This is a genomic window from Bacterioplanes sanyensis (assembly GCF_002237535.1).
Lineage (GTDB): Bacteria > Pseudomonadota > Gammaproteobacteria > Pseudomonadales > Oceanobacteraceae > Bacterioplanes > Bacterioplanes sanyensis_A.
Map to the genome: position 1 here is coordinate 4,096,646 of NZ_CP022530.1, position 16,284 is coordinate 4,112,929.

General features: G+C 52.3%; 11 protein-coding genes. 2 read left to right on the plus strand and 9 right to left on the minus strand.

Translation table 11 applies throughout. From position 1 onward, the window contains the following. Nucleotides 1–13 precede the first annotated feature (13 nt). The 5 genes from fliE to fliS form a co-directional block, all read right to left on the minus strand. Nucleotides 14–460, minus strand: a complete 447-nt coding sequence (fliE, locus tag CHH28_RS18840) for a flagellar hook-basal body complex protein FliE (protein ID WP_094061762.1) — start codon at nt 458–460, stop codon at nt 14–16. 242 nt (nt 461–702) lie between these two features. After that, nucleotides 703–2,064, minus strand: a complete 1,362-nt coding sequence (locus CHH28_RS18845; RefSeq protein WP_094061763.1) for a sigma-54-dependent transcriptional regulator — start codon at nt 2,062–2,064, stop codon at nt 703–705. A 13-nt stretch (nt 2,065–2,077) separates the two neighbouring features. Next, nucleotides 2,078–3,331 carry a sensor histidine kinase gene (locus tag CHH28_RS18850; protein WP_094062147.1) on the minus strand — a complete coding sequence of 418 codons (1,254 nt, stop codon included), beginning with the start codon at nt 3,329–3,331 and terminating at the stop codon, nt 2,078–2,080. 157 nt (nt 3,332–3,488) lie between these two features. Continuing rightward, on the minus strand, nt 3,489–4,940 hold the full coding sequence (locus CHH28_RS18855) for a sigma-54 dependent transcriptional regulator (RefSeq protein ID WP_094061764.1): 1,452 nt from the start codon (nt 4,938–4,940) through the stop codon (nt 3,489–3,491). Nucleotides 4,941–5,268: 328 nt separating this feature from the next. Then, nucleotides 5,269–5,724 carry a flagellar export chaperone FliS gene (gene fliS, locus CHH28_RS18860; RefSeq protein ID WP_094061765.1) on the minus strand — a complete coding sequence of 152 codons (456 nt, stop codon included), beginning with the start codon at nt 5,722–5,724 and terminating at the stop codon, nt 5,269–5,271. Nucleotides 5,725–6,181: 457 nt separating this feature from the next. Here fliS and CHH28_RS18870 point away from each other — a divergent pair, with 457 nt between their 5' ends. Then, nucleotides 6,182–8,230, plus strand: a complete 2,049-nt coding sequence (locus CHH28_RS18870; protein WP_094061767.1) for a class I SAM-dependent methyltransferase — start codon at nt 6,182–6,184, stop codon at nt 8,228–8,230. Nucleotides 8,231–8,235: 5 nt separating this feature from the next. Here the strand turns inward: CHH28_RS18870 and ung are convergent, their stop codons facing one another. The 3 genes from ung to prfB form a co-directional block, all read right to left on the minus strand. After that, complete coding sequence (gene ung, locus CHH28_RS18875; protein ID WP_094061768.1) at nt 8,236–8,919, minus strand: uracil-DNA glycosylase; 684 nt, start codon at nt 8,917–8,919, stop codon at nt 8,236–8,238. Nucleotides 8,920–8,978: 59 nt separating this feature from the next. Beyond that, nucleotides 8,979–10,508 carry a lysine--tRNA ligase gene (lysS, locus tag CHH28_RS18880; protein ID WP_094061769.1) on the minus strand — a complete coding sequence of 510 codons (1,530 nt, stop codon included), beginning with the start codon at nt 10,506–10,508 and terminating at the stop codon, nt 8,979–8,981. Between the two features lie 40 nt (nt 10,509–10,548). Next, nucleotides 10,549–11,665, minus strand: a protein-coding gene (prfB, locus tag CHH28_RS18885) for a peptide chain release factor 2 (protein ID WP_157730007.1) whose coding sequence is annotated in 2 segments (ribosomal slippage) — nt 10,549–11,571 and nt 11,573–11,665 — 1,116 coding nt in all. Because the reading frame shifts where the segments join, the coding sequence is not laid out codon by codon here. A 306-nt stretch (nt 11,666–11,971) separates the two neighbouring features. On the opposite strand from prfB, the gene CHH28_RS18890 reads away from it, so the two are divergent. Continuing rightward, a complete protein-coding gene (locus CHH28_RS18890; protein WP_094061771.1) occupies nt 11,972–12,166 on the plus strand; it encodes a (2Fe-2S)-binding protein in 195 nt (64 codons plus the stop codon). A gap of 83 nt (nt 12,167–12,249) precedes the next feature. Here the strand turns inward: CHH28_RS18890 and fliD are convergent, their stop codons facing one another. Next, on the minus strand, nt 12,250–16,200 hold the full coding sequence (fliD, locus tag CHH28_RS18895) for a flagellar filament capping protein FliD (RefSeq protein WP_094061772.1): 3,951 nt from the start codon (nt 16,198–16,200) through the stop codon (nt 12,250–12,252). Nucleotides 16,201–16,284: the final 84 nt, after the last annotated feature.

Sequence of the window (16,284 nt, forward strand, 5' to 3'; positions counted from 1 at the left end):
GAACCACCTCAACTTATACAGGCATGTTCATGACGTCTTTATAAGCTTCTATCAGCTTATTTCTGACCTGCGTCATCGCTTGAAAAGATACGCTGGATTTTTGCATGGCAATCATCACTTCGGGTAAATCGATGGTTGGATCACCTTGCTCAAAACGACGCTGTAAATCACTGGATGTTTTTTGATTCACCGCGACGTTATTCACGGCATTGCTGAACATGGTTTGAAAGTCAGGAATGCTGGGGTCACCCTGCACATTGGCAGTAGCCGCACTGGGGTTCACTTGCTGTTGTTGCTGCTGCAGACGCTCAACTTGGCGTGCCAAATTATCGCCACTGATACGCGGCCCTGACATCTCAGCGTTGCCCACCGCTGGCTGCACATCTTGCTGTGCACGCAATTGCTGTTTCACCTGCCGCATTTGCATCAGCACACTGTTTACATCGACACGATCCACCATAATGGGTACCTCACCAGCCAGCGTACGGTTTTTTGACGTTTTCGCTAAGAGTTTTCATATAGTTTTCTGTCACTGCAAACGGCTTGCCAACTTGGTATCAGTGCAGAAAGACAAGTGGCTATCCACGGCAGATGCGCCTCACAGCGAATAAGCCGCCTTTCTCTACAGTGATCGAATGAACCTTGAAGCGAACACAAAAAAAGCCGCATAGAGCGGCTTATTCGGGTGCAGCAAGAGAGGACTCAGGCGGTTAGCATGGACTCAACGTCTATGCCTTCATCACGCAGACGGGCGACCTTGTAGCGTAACGTACGAGGGCTAATACCGAGTCGGTCGGCAGCGTCTTTGCGTGATGGCTCTTCTTTCAGCGCCTTCACGATTAGCTCCACTTCTCGGTTACGCAAATCGCTGCCTAACTCACCCTCATCTTCCAGTACTGGTGCAGAGACGGTGTCGCTGTCGGTAATTTGGCGATGCTTAGGCACCGGCGTGAGCAGTAAATCAGCGGCAGACAATTGCGGGCCGGGCTGTAAAATCAGCGCACGCTGCAAGGTGTTGTCTAATTCACGGACGTTGCCAGGCCAGCTGTGCTGACACAATTTTATTTCTGCATCTGAAGTTAATACCGGCGCCGGACGTTTCATTTTATTGGCATGGTGAGCCAACAACCGACGCGTGAGTGCCAGGATATCGCCACGACGCTCGCGCAGCGGTAGCCAATGTAAGGGGAATACGCTTAAGCGATAATATAAGTCTTCGCGGAAATTGCCCTCAGCGACGTAATCGGCCAACTCACGGTTGGTGGTCGCCACAATGCGTACATCCAGGTCGATGGTTTTTTTACCGCCCAAGCGCTCCACCTGCCGCTCTTGCAAGACGCGCAATAATTTTGCCTGCAGACCGAGATCCATTTCGGTAATTTCATCCAGCAATAAAGTACCGCCATCGGCCTGCTCAAACTTGCCCGGCATGGATTGATAGGCACCGGTAAAGGCGCCTTTTTCATAGCCAAACAGCATAGCTTCTAGCATGTTTTCAGGTATGGCTGCGCAGTTAATCGCGATAAAGGCGCCTTTGCGACGCTGCGAATGCTGATGAATATAGCGCGCTAATACTTCTTTACCCGTGCCGCTTTCGCCACTGATCAGCACGGTGGAATCGGTTTCTGCCACGCGCTTGGCCATTTGAAATAATTGCTGTGACGACGGGTCTTCACAAATCGGCTGGCTATCGTCATCGCTGTCATCGGGCTGACCAGAAAATGGCTTCAGCATGGTGTGCAGTTCGCGCAATTCAAACGGTTTCATTAAATAATCGTGCGCGCCACGCTGCATGGCACTGACGGCCTGACTGACATCGCCGTAGGCCGTCATCAATACAAACGGCAACCAAGGGCGCTCTTGTTTCACCGCGTCCAAGAACTGCAGGCCGTCCATTTCTGGCATATTGATGTCGGACAACACCAGATCCGGCGTTTGTGCACGCAGCTGCTGCAAGCCGATGGCGCCATTTTCTGCTTCACACACATCGTGTCCAGCGATGGTGAGTGAGTCCACCACGGCCTCGCGCAGGCTTAAGTCGTCTTCTACTACCAGTATTTTCATAGTCGTGTCCTCATTAAGCCTCTGCAGCAGCACCGTGATTTAACGGTGGCAGCAGAATTTGGGCGATCGTTCCCGGCCCGGCCGGATTGTTGGTTAATAAAAATTCACCACGATGTGCTCTGACCACCGCCTGTACCACGGCCAAACCGAGGCCAGTGCCATTGCTTTTGGTGGTCACAAAGGGATCTTTGATGCGCGATAACATGTCGCTGGCGATGCCAGGCCCATTGTCTTGAATGCGAATATCCACGCTGCCACGCGGGCTGGCTGACAGTGACAGACGCAGTACACACGCATGCTGGCATGCTTCGAGGGCGTTGTTGATCAGGTTCATAATGCAGCTGACCAGCGCATCGCGGTTACAACGCAGCCGATGACGGGGCTGTTCGATGCTCACCTGCAGCTCGGCGTGGTGCTGTCGTAGCGGAATTTCCATCGCTGCTTGAAGCTCCTGCAATAACTGCTGCAGGCTGATGTCATCATTCAGCGGCGCTTCACCGCGGGCAAAAATCAGCATGTCACGCACTTGGCTTTCCAGATGCTGTAAACGCTCTTGCAGTTTTGCAGCAAACCGCTGGCGCGCATCCATGTGTAGCTCAGGCTCCGCCAGATGACCGGCGTATAAAGTCGCAGCCGCCAGCGGCGTACGTATTTGGTGCGCCAGCGAAGCCACCATTTTGCCCATGGAAGACAAGCGCTGATGCTGACTCAGACGCGACTGCAGCTCACGGGTTTGCGTCATGTCAGTTAATACGATCAGCTGACCGCCCTCGCCGACCATGGCTGCGGTTTGCAGCTGCACTCGACGACCATCGACCAGGGATATCTCGTGGCCATCGTCGACCTTGGGACTGAAGCATTGCTGAATCAGAGTACGCCAGCGCTGACCAACCAGCGTCTTAGCACCGGTAGCGCGCAATAAAAAGCCATCCGCTGCAGGGTTGGCTTTGGTGACGTAGCCGTTTTCATCGAGCAGCAAAACACCGGCGGGCATTAATTGCAGTAAGCTTTCTAAACGATCGGCCAAACGCTCTTTTTCAGCCAGCTCTTGCATGCGCTGGGCAGACACACTGGCCAGCTCGCCACTCAGTTGCTCCACCCGGTGCTCGAGCTGAGCATAGGAATCTGTCAATTGTTGCGACATCTCCGTGAACAGATGAAAGGCTTTCTTCAAATCCGCAGGCTGTGTCAGCGACGTGCTAGCATCCCATGGCGCGGGCGCTTGGGTGGCAGTGTCATTTGGTTGGCGAATTGCAGCATCACCCATAATCACCTCATCAAAATGCCGGTTTTCTGGCAAAGAAATTCAATTAGTAGAGGGTTCAGCAAAGAGCGTGCCGTATTTACATCACCAAAATGAGATTTATGCGTCAGAAACAAAAACACCGGCCTGAGCCGGTGTTTTTACTGGGCTTCGCAGAAAACTAAGCCGGATCTTTTTCTTTGCGCGACAAATTGTACTTGCGCATCTTTTCAACCAAAGTCGTGCGGCGAATATTCAGCTTCTCTGCGGCTCTGGCCACCACGCCATTGGCATCGTCCAACGCCTGCTGAATCAGAGAGCATTCTAGGTCCTGCAGATATTCACGCAGATCCAACCCATTTACCGGCAATAACGCTGGCGAATCGATGCCCGCCAGGCCAACGTCGTTGTTGGTGACATCGGCGACGGGTGCTGGCAGATCTTCGTCCCCCTCGTCCAGATGACGGAACTTCTTCGGCAGCTCGCTCACCCCAACCACACCGTAGGGATGCAAAATCGCCAAGCGCTCCACCAGGTTTGCCAACTCACGGACATTGCCATGCCAATCGTGTCGGCACAGCGACATAATGGCGGCGGAGTTAAAACGAATGGAGCCGCGCTTTTCATTTTCCATGCGTGAAATGAGTTCGTTTAATAGCAGCGGCAAATCTTCGATGCGCTCACGTAGGGAAGGCATTTCGATGGGGAAAACATTAAGGCGGTAGTAGAGGTCTTCACGGAAGGTGCCGTCGGCAATCATCTTTTCCAGGTTTTTGTGTGTTGCCGCGATGATGCGCACATTGGCTTTGATGGTCTTGTTGCTGCCGACTCGCTCAAAGGTATGTTCTTGCAATACCCGCAGGATTTTTACCTGCATATTCAATGGCATGTCGCCAATTTCATCAAGAAACAGAGTACCGCCTTCGGCCATTTCAAAACGGCCCGGGCGGCTGCTGATGGCGCCAGTAAACGCGCCTTTTTCGTGCCCGAACAGCTCACTTTCCAACAGCTCTGCGGGAATGGCGCCGCAATTGACGGGAACAAAGGGCTGGCTACGACGGTGAGAGTGGTAGTGCAGATTGCGCGCCACCACTTCTTTGCCCGTGCCTGATTCACCTTGAATCATCACACTGACGTCCTTATCCGCCACTTGCATGATTAGCTCACGCACATGCTGAATTTGGCGGCTGGTGCCAACCAAGCTGCGAAACAGTTGTACCTCACGACGCTCGCCGCGACTGCGACTGTGGCTATATTGCTCGCGGTACACTTGGCAACGATGCAAACTATCCAATAACTGACTGTAACTGGGCGGCATATCAATGCTGGCCACCACCGAGGACAATACAGCATCGCTCTGGCCATTAGCCGTTAACGCTGAGTCGATGGCTAATAACGGAATGCCTTTATCCCACTCCAAAATGGCGCCAATCAGCGCCGCCGGATCATCACAAGCTCCGACGATCACAGCGTTTACTTTGCTGCTGTCCTCAATGTCCTTATTCACTGCGGAGCGCCACTGCGCCGCTGATACGACAATCGTTTCCTCACCCAAAAAGTCGAGTACTACTTTCAGGTCATGTCGCCGCTGTTCATCGTCGTCGATCAACAGCACTTTTATGTCTCTCCACATGACTATTGGCCTTTGCTGAGCGGTGACACCCATCTTGGAGTGTCATTGTTTTGACTTATGTCTATTTAGTTAAGTAGTCAGCCTCGATTAAGTCAAACAACTGACAGTGAGATTTTTCTGTCTCATTCCGGCTGATTTGGCGTCAGTTTTACTGAAGTTATGTAGACAAAACAAGCGCCTAGCATCACGAGAGTGGTGAAAAGGAAGGAAAAAAAACTGATGATTTTTCAGAAAGATAGCTTAAATTTTTAAAGCAAAGTACCACGAAACAGCCGCATGACTGCGGTTTCCTGGCGATGCTGACAGGTACATGGCTGGATGCGGTGGGTTACACCGATAGTGTACGCCCGAGGCCCTGAACCTCCTCACCCGATTCTGGCGCTTGGCTTAAACCGACGGATTGCAAATATTCTTTTCGAATGCCATCCCAGCCCTGTTTCACTTCCAGCATAAGCCCCATCACTTCGTCGATCATATCAATATCGTTGTGACTGGTGGCCTGCAACAAGCGTCGGTTCATGTAATCGTAGAGTCGGTCTAGGTTGGCGGCGATGTCTCCGCCTTGTGAGTGGTCAAGGCTGTCCTGCAACGTTTGAATGATTTCCATCACCCGGCCTAACAGGTTGGCTTTGTTGTCCATTTCCTGACGCTCGATGGCACCTTTTGCCTGCGACATACGAGTTAACGCAGCTTCCATCAACAATTGAATCAAACGATGAGGATCGGCATCCAACGCTTCTGACGCGCCATTCACTTGATACTGACGGGCACCTGATTGATACATACCACCTACTCCTAAAATTGTTGTCGCTGCAATTACGTCTATCGGCGACGACACAGAAGACTTTAGAGCTTGCTGCCATTATTTAACAAGAGGCCAGCTTCGCGCATTCTCATCGGCCTGCTTGCGCGCCTGAATGCCTCCATTCCAAATGCTAATATGCCAGCGGATACAGCAAGCCATCCCGCAAGTACCTTCTTTATGGCCACGGAAACCGACGCGCCTCTGCGCCCGTATGCCAACATTTGGTGCCAGCAATAGCTGACCTATCCCGGCGGCACATCTACACAGTGTAGCGGCAATGAGCGCGGCCGAAGCAGCGGCAATCAGCGGAACCGGGTTGCCGAGCTGTGTCAAAAAGAGAAAATTAATCCTTTAAAATCAATAAGTTAAAAAATGGCACAGAGCATGCTTAGGCCACCTGTACGATTACATCTTACAGTGGCAGAGGCCCAGCACTATGGCGACGGCAAACCTTCAGCTTATTGATTCGCTGCACACCCCAGAGCAGCACCGTCACTTATATGACCTAGCCAGCAAGCTCTACAGCGATGCCAGTCAGCGCAACGACAATGCATTATTGGAAGAAGCGGCGCATCTGGCGCGCCAGGCGCATGCCGCGCGGCCAGACTATCTGCCCGGCATCAACCTGCTGTGCCGCATTGAGCTACGCCGCCACCGTCTGTCACAAGCTCAGCACTGGGCAGAGTTAGGTCTGTCACTGAAACCCAACAGCGTCAGCTTGCTGTACAGCGCCGGCCATATTGATCTGGCGCGTAATGATCTGGCCGCCGCAGAAGCCCACTTTGCCAAAGCAGCACGGATCTCACGCTCAGCTACCAAAGCTGCCCATTATCTGGCGCACGTAAAGCTGCTGCGCGGCGCTTATGTTGAAGCGTTTCAGCAATTTCGTGAGCTGATCCGCACCGGCCAGCCCAGCCCTACCCTGCGCAGCCAGCTCTTTGAAGCCACCTCGCACATCGTGGCGGATTTCTATGCCGAAGAGCTGGAGCAGGACCTGCTGCGCTATCTCGACTTTGAGCAGGTCGACTACAGCCAACTGCGCTCGTTAGCCACCTCTCTGCTGCGCCATAAACTCAAACTGTCGGAAGCGGGCTGCCCGCTGGAAGTCGATCAGCTGGCCCAAGATCCGCTGCTGCTACGTTGCCTAGAGCGCTTTTATTTTACCGACCCTCTGTTTGAGCGTTTATTTATCACCTTGCGTCAGACCTTGCTGTTCAGCAGCAGCCGCTCGCTGGCGATTGCTGAGAACATGTTGCCCATGGTCAGTGCTTTGGCACATCAAACACTGCTCAATGAAGGCGTCTGGTTTATCAGCGACAGCGAACACACCTTGCTGCAGCAACTGGATCAGCTGAGTTGCACCATGCTGAACAGCGACAGCCTGCAAGGCCAGGATCTGTACCCCGTGTTATTGCTGCAATGGATGTATCGCCCTGCGACGCAGTTCCAGCATTTTGAGACTCTTCAAACGCGGCCGGTGTACAACTGGCCAACTTGGCTGCAAAACCACTGGCAACAGCAAATCGACGAACCGAAGCAGCTGCAAATGCTGGCGCATCAGTTGCCGTCGATCGGCATGCTTAACGATGACACCAGCGAGCGAGTAAAAGCTCAATACGACCAGCATCCTTATCCACGCTGGCGCGATATTGGCTACAACCAACCCAGCCACTACTGGGCTGCACTGCAGGCGCACTTTCCTCAGTTCAATGGTTTGAACCAACGCAGCGGCCCTATCACTGCACTGGTTGCCGGCTGTGGTACCGGTCGTCACGCCATTCGCTTGGCACATTATTTTTATCAAATGGATGTCACCGCGCTGGACATCAGTCACAGCGCTTTGGCTTACGCCAAACAGCAAGCCGAGCTGTACGACGAGCGCCACATACACTTTGTTCAGGGCGATATTCTGGCCGCCGAGCGTTTAGGTCAGCAGTTTGATCTGATTGAATGCTCAGGCGTATTGCATCACATGGCAGAACCCGCCAAGGGGTTGCAGGCGCTGGCGCAGCAGCTGCTACCAGGTGGGTTTATAAAGATCGCACTGTACAGCCGTACTGCTCGCCAAAGCGTGACGCAACTGCGCCACACATTGGGCCAACAGTTGCCACACAATAACGACGGCATTCGCCTGGTACGTGAAGCCTTGTTGCAAGGCGCGCTCGATGGCAATTGGGCGGATTTGACGCAGTCGCCGGACTTTTACAGCCTCAGCGCCTGTCGTGACTTACTCTTTCACCAACAGGAATTGGTGTTCGACTTATCACAGCTGCTGCAGCTGGCAGAGCAAGCACACCTCGAATGGGTCGGTTTAATACCACCACCGCGCAGTGAGCCACTGGCTCAGCAGGCCTTTGGTCTGCGAGCGCAGCAATTGTCGTTAAGCCAATGGCAGCAACTGGAGCAGCAAAACCCAGCGCTGTTTGCCGGCATGTATCAGTTTTACCTGCACAAGCCGCTACAACCGACATTAACGGGCATGTGAAATAGCTACACCTGCCAGTTAATGGCAGCCAAGCCTTGCTGCTGCAAATAGTCGTTTATTCGACTAAAAGGGCGAGTGCCAAAAAATCCACGATGGGCCGACAACGGCGATGGGTGTACCGACTTTAATACCAAGTGACGACTGGTATCGATCACCGCGCCTTTTTTCTGCGCATAGCTGCCCCATAGCACAAATACCAGCCCCTGACGCTGTGCGTTTAATGCCGCAATGGCAGCGTCGGTAAAACGCTCCCAACCCTTGCCTTGATGTGAACCCGCTTTCGCCTGTTCGACCGTCAGCGTGGCATTGAGCAGTAGTACGCCTTGATCTGCCCAAGGGGTTAAATCACCACTGCCAGACAAAGCAATGCCTAAATCTTGCTGTAGTTCTTTAAAGATATTTTTCAGCGAGGGTGGCAATGCTACACCTGGCTGTACCGAAAAACTCAGGCCATGGGCCTGACCCGGACCGTGATACGGATCCTGGCCAATAATCACCACTCGTACTTGATCAAAGGGGGTATGATTAAAGGCATTAAATATTTGCGGCCCAGGCGGGAAGATATTTTTTCCGGCAGTTTTTTCCATTTTCAGAAAATCACGCAGCTGCTGCATATAGGGCTGTTGCAGCTCTTCACCCAGCACCTGCTGCCAGGATGGATGCAACGCCCCGGCTTTCGTCATTTGCATAAATATTCAACCTATAAAAAAGGTGGGCATTGCCCACCTTAATTTTCAAACCGACAGACTTATTCCGCTTCTGGCTTCATATGCGGGAACAAGATAACGTCCTTAATCGTGTGCGTATTGGTAAACAGCATCACCAAACGGTCAATACCAATGCCCTGGCCAGCGGTGGGTGGCAAGCCAAACTCAAGTGCACGCACGTAGTCTTCGTCGAAGTGCATCGCTTCGTCATCACCGGCGTCTTTTTCTTCCACTTGCTTGCGGAAACGCGCTGCCTGATCTTCTGCGTCATTTAACTCAGAGAAACCATTGGCCAGCTCACGTCCACCGACAAAGAATTCAAAACGGTCGGTCACAAAGGGGTTAGCATCATTGCGACGTGCCAGCGGTGATACTTCCCACGGATATTCGGTAATAAAGGTCGGCTCATCGAGCTCGTGCTCGGCGGTTTCCTCGAAAATTTCGGTAATGTACTTACCAGCACCCCAGGCTTTTTGTGCCTCGCTTTGCTTCACACCGACTTGCTTGGCATAGGCTTGCAGCTGCTCCATATGATTTTCTGGATCAGCAAATACCTGTGCATCAAACTCAGGGTTGTACTTTAATACCGCTTCCACCATGGTCATACGCTGGAATGGCTGGCTCAAGTCGTATTCAGACTCACCGTATTGCAACGTCGTGGTGCCCAGCACAGTGTGCGCAATGGTACGCAGCATATCTTCCGTCAGGTCCATCAGATCATGGTAAGTCGCATACGCCTGATAGAATTCGATCATGGTGAATTCTGGGTTATGACGAGTGCTCAAACCTTCGTTACGGAAATTACGGTTAATTTCGAACACCTTATCGAAACCGCCCACCACCAAGCGCTTCAAATACAATTCTGGCGCGATGCGCAAAAACATATCGATGCCCAGCGCATTGTGATGAGTTTCAAACGGCTTAGCGCTGGCGCCACCAGGAATGGTTTGCAGCATCGGCGTTTCTGCTTCAATAAAACCGCGCTGCGACAAGTAGTAGCGCATGGTTTCAATGATTTTAGAACGCACCATAAAGGTCCGGCGCGTGTCTTCGTTAATAATTAAGTCGACATAACGCTGGCGATACTTTAATTCTTGGTCAGCCAGACCATGGAACTTATCCGGCAGCGGGCGCAGCGACTTAGTTAGAATACGAAAATCCGCCAGCTCTTCGATTGCCACATACAGCTCACCCTTGCCAGATTTCTGCAAGGTGCCGGTACCACCAACGATGTCGCCGATATCCAGTAGTTGCCAGGCTTCGCTTTCTTTTTGCAAAGGCTTAGCCATATAAAACTGGATATCGCCCTCAGCGTCTTGAATACCAACAAACGGGCCACCACGGCGCATCACCCGTCCAGCGACGGAGACACGAATACCCTCAGCCGCCAAGGTATCCTTATCCTTATCGCCATGTTTGTCCTTCAGTGCGGACGATAAGTCCTCACGGCGAAAGTCGTTCGGATGGCCATTGGCGCTGCAACCGTCGCGCAACTGCTGCAGTTTATTGCGGCGCTCAGCAATCAGTTTGTTCTGTTCCTGAATCTGCTCGGTTTGGTTCGTGTCTGTCATGAGTATGCCTTTAAGTGCGGTTTACCGCGGATGTACGTTTTCAGAGGCCTTTTTTCAGGCTGGCTTCGATAAAGGGATCCAAATCCCCATCCAAAACGGCCTGGGTATTGCGATTTTCAACGCCGGTACGTAAATCTTTAATACGGGCGTCGTCCAGCACATAAGAACGGATCTGGCTGCCCCAGCCAATATCCGACTTGGTATCTTCCAGCGCTTGCGCTTCGGCATTGCGCTTTTGCAATTCCAGCTCATACAGCTTGGCTTTCAGCTGCTTCATCGCCTGGTCTTTGTTTTTATGCTGCGAGCGGTCATTCTGACATTGAGTCACAATGCCACTTGGCATATGGGTAATACGCACGGCCGACTCAGTCCGGTTAACGTGCTGACCACCGGCACCCGACGCACGATAAACGTCAATGCGCAGATCGGCTGGGTTGATTTCAATCTCAATGTTGTCGTCGACCTCAGGGGATACAAACACCGAGGCAAAGGACGTATGGCGGCGATTGCCTGAATCGAATGGGCTTTTACGCACCAAGCGATGCACACCCGTTTCGGTACGCAGCCAGCCATAGGCGTATTCGCCTTCAATACGGATGGTGGCGCCTTTAATGCCAGCAACCTCGCCTTCCGAGACTTCCATCAGCTCACCTTTAAAGCCGTGGTTCTCAATCCAGCGCAAGTACATGCGCAGCATCATATTGGCCCAATCTTGCGCTTCGGTGCCGCCAGAGCCCGCCTGAATCTCCAAGTAAGCGTTGTTCTCGTCAAGCTCACCGGAGAACATGCGGCGGAATTCCAACGTTTCCAGCTCAGCGGTTAACGATGCCAGCTCTGCTTGCACATCGGCCACTGAATCTTCATCGTCTTCTTCTACCGCCATATCAAGCAGATCACGAGCGTCAGCCAGGCCGCTGTCGAGGTTTTGAATGGTCTTTACCACGGCCTCCAAAGAAGAACGCTCACGCCCTAACTCCTGCGCCCGCTCAGGCTCATTCCAGACATCCGGCTGAGCCAGTTCCTGCTCAACCTCTTCTAAACGCTCAAGTTTGGTAGCGTAGTCAAAGATACCCCCTCAGCACGTCGGTGCGCGCCTGCAGGTCTTTGATGGTTTCAACAATCGGATTGATTTCCAAGGTCACACCTTCGATGGTCATAAAGGCTGTAAGCGGGCTTTATGCGTGCCAACAGCCAAACATTCTAGAGAAGGCGGGCATTTTACCTAAGAGCGCACTGTGATGCGACTGGCAGGCACACGGCAGTGCGGCAATGCTTAACCATCCTCACCATGCTCGGCCGAGCAGTACCCATTCAGCGGCTGATACTGGCCTAGTTAATCGGCCACTCGATCACCACTCAACTAGGGCAGTCATTGGCGTCTGGGCTGCAAACAACAAAGTTATTGCAAATCTTTCGCATTAGCACTAATATGCAATTATCCGTTTCATTCAGAGCCGAGCGCCATGTACGTTTGCCTGTGTAAAGCCGTTACGCAACAACAGATTCACGATGCCGTAGACCAGGGCCATAGTTATGCCCAAGTGCGTCAAAACCTCGGCGTGGCCACCGATTGTGGTTGCTGTGGCCAAGCGGCCAAGCAAGTGATTCGCGAGCGTGTACAGCAATTACCGGAATGCGAATTCTCAGCCGCCAGCTGAAATACCAAGATACGAAAAAGGGGACGAGAGTCCCCTTTTTTATGCCTGTTGTTCACTCACAAGCGGCTATGTTCACCTCAGTGTCAGTTTTTCGATGCGTTCAACACCTCAAACTGCTGTTTAACAAAGTCTTGCGTGGTGTTGAGTTTTTGAATAATGGCGTCGTTATAGAGAAACTGCGATTTCAGCCGGGTTTCCATCGCCAATATCCGAGCATCGAGGTCAGAGCGATCCGTCGCGATGTCAGTTTTGTCTTGCTCAAGCCCTTGCTGGCGCACACTCAACAGACTGTCGTCACCATTCAAGAAACCATCGAGAATGTCTTTGAGCTGATCGGCAAAGCCAGTGACATAACTGACATTGCCCCGTGCCCCAAGCGCACCACCCGTCACTTTTAAACGAATGCCCGATGCTGCATCAACATTGCCCTGCTGATCCTTACCCACCTCACCATCACCAATGCCTTTGACAAAACCAAAAGCATTCGCCGCTTCATTGGAAACCTCAGTGATTTCGACTTTCGAATCTTTACCGGTGGAGTTGGAGATAATGCCGAACTTTTGATGGGCAAACGACGCCGGGTCGTCAGTGTATTCAACCTTTACCGACAGCCCTTCGGCTTTTAACGTGGCATTGTCATTGATGGCCTTTTCCAGAGCTTGCGCCAAGGTGGCGCCATTATTGTAAACCGCCGGCTGTACCAAAGAGATTTCAGCCTCAACACCATCCACCTTCACCTTAAAGGTGTTATTGGTGGCATCGATCACCAGTGGCGAAGAAAAATCCACCGCATTGCCTAAGTAATACCCAGGTTTGGCTTTGATATTGCCGTCCTGCGCACGCAAAAACTGCCCAGAGCCGGTTGCTTCCACACCGTTAATGGTACCAGCGACATCTTTGCCTTTCGGAATCGGCGGCGAATACACACTGGCGTCTTGCAAACCAAGAAAGGCGATCGCCTCGGAATCTAAGTCGGTAAAGCCGATGGTGGTGCCCTGACCACCGATGGAAATATTCAGCGACCCTAAATCCGACGTGGCATCATAGTTGTAACCCACATCAACGTTCAGGTCGTAACCGAACGAACGGCCAGCCGCCATACCCAGTGCATCAAAGCCATTGTTGACTGTTTCCGCGCTCAAACCCAAGCTGGCCGCTGCGGTACCGCCCAGATTTTTCACCTCCAAACTGGCACCTGCACCAAACGTCGCCGCGGTTTTTACCCCCTGCTTGGCCACGGTTTCAAAATACAGATTGCCCGATCCGTTCACCTTAGCGACGACATCACCGGCGGCGAACTGGCCAGTAGCGGCTAATGCGCTGTCCAGCGCCTGTTGAATCACAGTCAGGTTTGAGCTGGCATCACCGCTACCAACGGTGCCATTGCCGTTAACGTCAACATTAATGTCTACGCCATCCACCGCCAGAGTAAAGGTGGCGTTTTGCCCCACACCACTGAAATCAATACCGGTTGATATATCGCCAAACGTGCTTGAGGAAGCACCACGACCGTCGGACATGACTTCGATGTATTGGTCAGTGCCAGTCGCCACCGTAGATAATTTCAGCCCGGTGCCGTCCATCGCCGCCGTCACTACGCCCGCACCGTAAGCGGCATCCAGCGCTGCCTGAATATCTGCAACATTGTCGCCCGAGTCGGTATTGATCAGGATATCCCGCTCAACCCCAGAGACGTTCAGCGTAAAACCAGCATTGGTGGTCGAGAAATCTATATTGGTACTGATGTCGCGGCTGCCGGTAGCCGTTTCGGCGCCGCGCACCACGCCAGCGAAATTGGGGTCAGTATTCATGCTGGTCTGAATCGCGGTTTGCAATGCCGTGGCCAGATCATTGCCCGTTGCGTAGGTCGCCGCAGGCAGCGCCACTTTAACGCTGGTAGCAACGCCATCCACATCGACATTAAATTCCACCGGGTCGGCAAAGGTCAGACCAGGGTCCTTGCCGTTGGTCTGAGCGCCTTGCGTTGCATCCAACCCCAAGACGTTATCGGTCGCACTGTTACCAACGGCGGTAATCTCGATGCTGCGCGCTGTTCCTTCAGCGACGGTTTCAAACTGCAAAAAACCCTGGCTGTCGAAACTGGCAACGACCTGGCCATTTAGTGAGGTGGCATCGATGGCGGTTTGAATGGCTTGCAAGGTGTCCTGACGATCACCGAAGGTGCCATCACCGTTTAAATCCTGGCCACTGGCATCGGCATTGACTGTTACAGCAACGGCCGGGTTACCATCCACGGCCAGTGAAAAGGTGGCGTTGTTGGCGGAAAAATCAATACCATTACTGGCTGCCACACTGCTGTTACCAATTTGAGTTTGTGCACCTCGGCCATTAAACGCATCGGCATTCAGCGTGGTTAGTTCAACACCCTGATAAGTGCCGCGCCCCAGTAAACTAAAGCCTAGGGTATTGGCCGTATTGGCGTCGGTGGCGGTGATATACACCTGTGAAGACGCGCCGTATTTATTTGAGGTAATACTAAAATTGTTACTGGTCGCATTGTATTCCACCGTCACGCTGGACGCTGACTGACGCAAGCGATCATTGGAGTTTATTTGCAATGCCAGTTGCGCAGCCAGTTCATCACCACTGCTGTAGCTGCCCTTAGTCAATTCAATCGCCGCATTGGTGCCGTTAACATTGATGCTGAAGGTATCATTGCTGTCATCAATGATTACCGGGCTGGAGAAATCCAAAGTCGATAGACTACCAGACGTATATTTGGCTTGAGTCGCCAGTTGAGTAATGTTGACCGCATAATCGCCGGGTTTGGTATTGATGGAGTCGTTTACATAGGTGATTTGACTGTCTGTGGTGCTGCCGCTTTTGGCCAGAATACTCACCACCGAGCTACGCTCTTCACGCACGGCTTTATTAAAGGTGGCCTGATCAAATTCCAATAAAAAATCGTTAAAACGATCAGTATTGACGCCCAGCTCAGTCAAAGAGCGATATTGAGTGCCGCTCAAGCCGACAATCGGCTGGCTGATCATAGAACGAATTTGTCCCTGGATATTGCGCATGGTGGAATCACCCAGCAACAAACCCGCTTGCTGTTTATCGGCATCGTAACCAGACAAGTCATCGACAAACTTTTTCAGGTCGTTGTAGGCAGTCACAAAGTTCTGCAAATTTTCTGACAGCATTTCGGTATCTGGCGATACCGTCACTGTTACCGGTTTGCCCACGTCCGCACCTGTGAGATTGAGCGTCACGCCCGATATCACTTCATCGATGGTATTGCTGCTACGGGTAATGGTCAGCCCGTTCACTTGCAACTGCGCGTCCTGACCTTTTTCTGTCAGCGACATGTTAGTACCGGCATTTTGACTTTCACTGTAAGCCAAAGCACCCAGACCGCCGCTTAGCAGGTTGCCATCACTGTCTTGTGCCTGGATACGAATGCCGTTTTCTTTACCGGTCTGTTGTGACGTCACCAATAAACGATAACCGCTGCCGTCATTAATGATGCTGGCCGTCACCCCCATGTTGGCATTATTGATGGCATCACGAACGCCACTTAAGGTGCGATTGGACTCGTCAATGGTAATGGTTTTAGAGGCTCGATCCGGATTAACCGTTTGGCTGACAAAATTATCGCTGCCGTCGTAAGTGATTTCACCAAATGAAAACACCAGTTCACCGGTGCCGATGATTTCATCAAAACTGGAGAACGTAGATGAAGCGAGGGAGTGGGCTTTGGCTGTGTTGGTCACTTCAACACTGTAACTGCCCGGATCTGCCGTAATGCCCGAGGTGGCAGTCAAAATCGCCTCGTTGGAAGAACTAACCTTGGTCGCTCCGGCAAGGCTGGGGCTGGACAGCGCAATCACACTGGCCTGCAGGGTCGACATCATCGACTGAATTTCACCGTAGGCGGTGATTTTAGCGTCGACCAACTCTTCACGACGATCAAGACGCAGCGACGTTGCTTCTTTCTCGGCATTGACGATTTGCTCAACCAGGTCGGTGGTCAGTACGCCTGAACCCAAACCTAACGATTGTATTGATGCCATAGTGCACCCCCTAATGCAGCGCCAGTATCAGTCGCCCAAGACGCAGAAAACCCCATACAGGCGTTAACGGCCGGTATGGGGCTA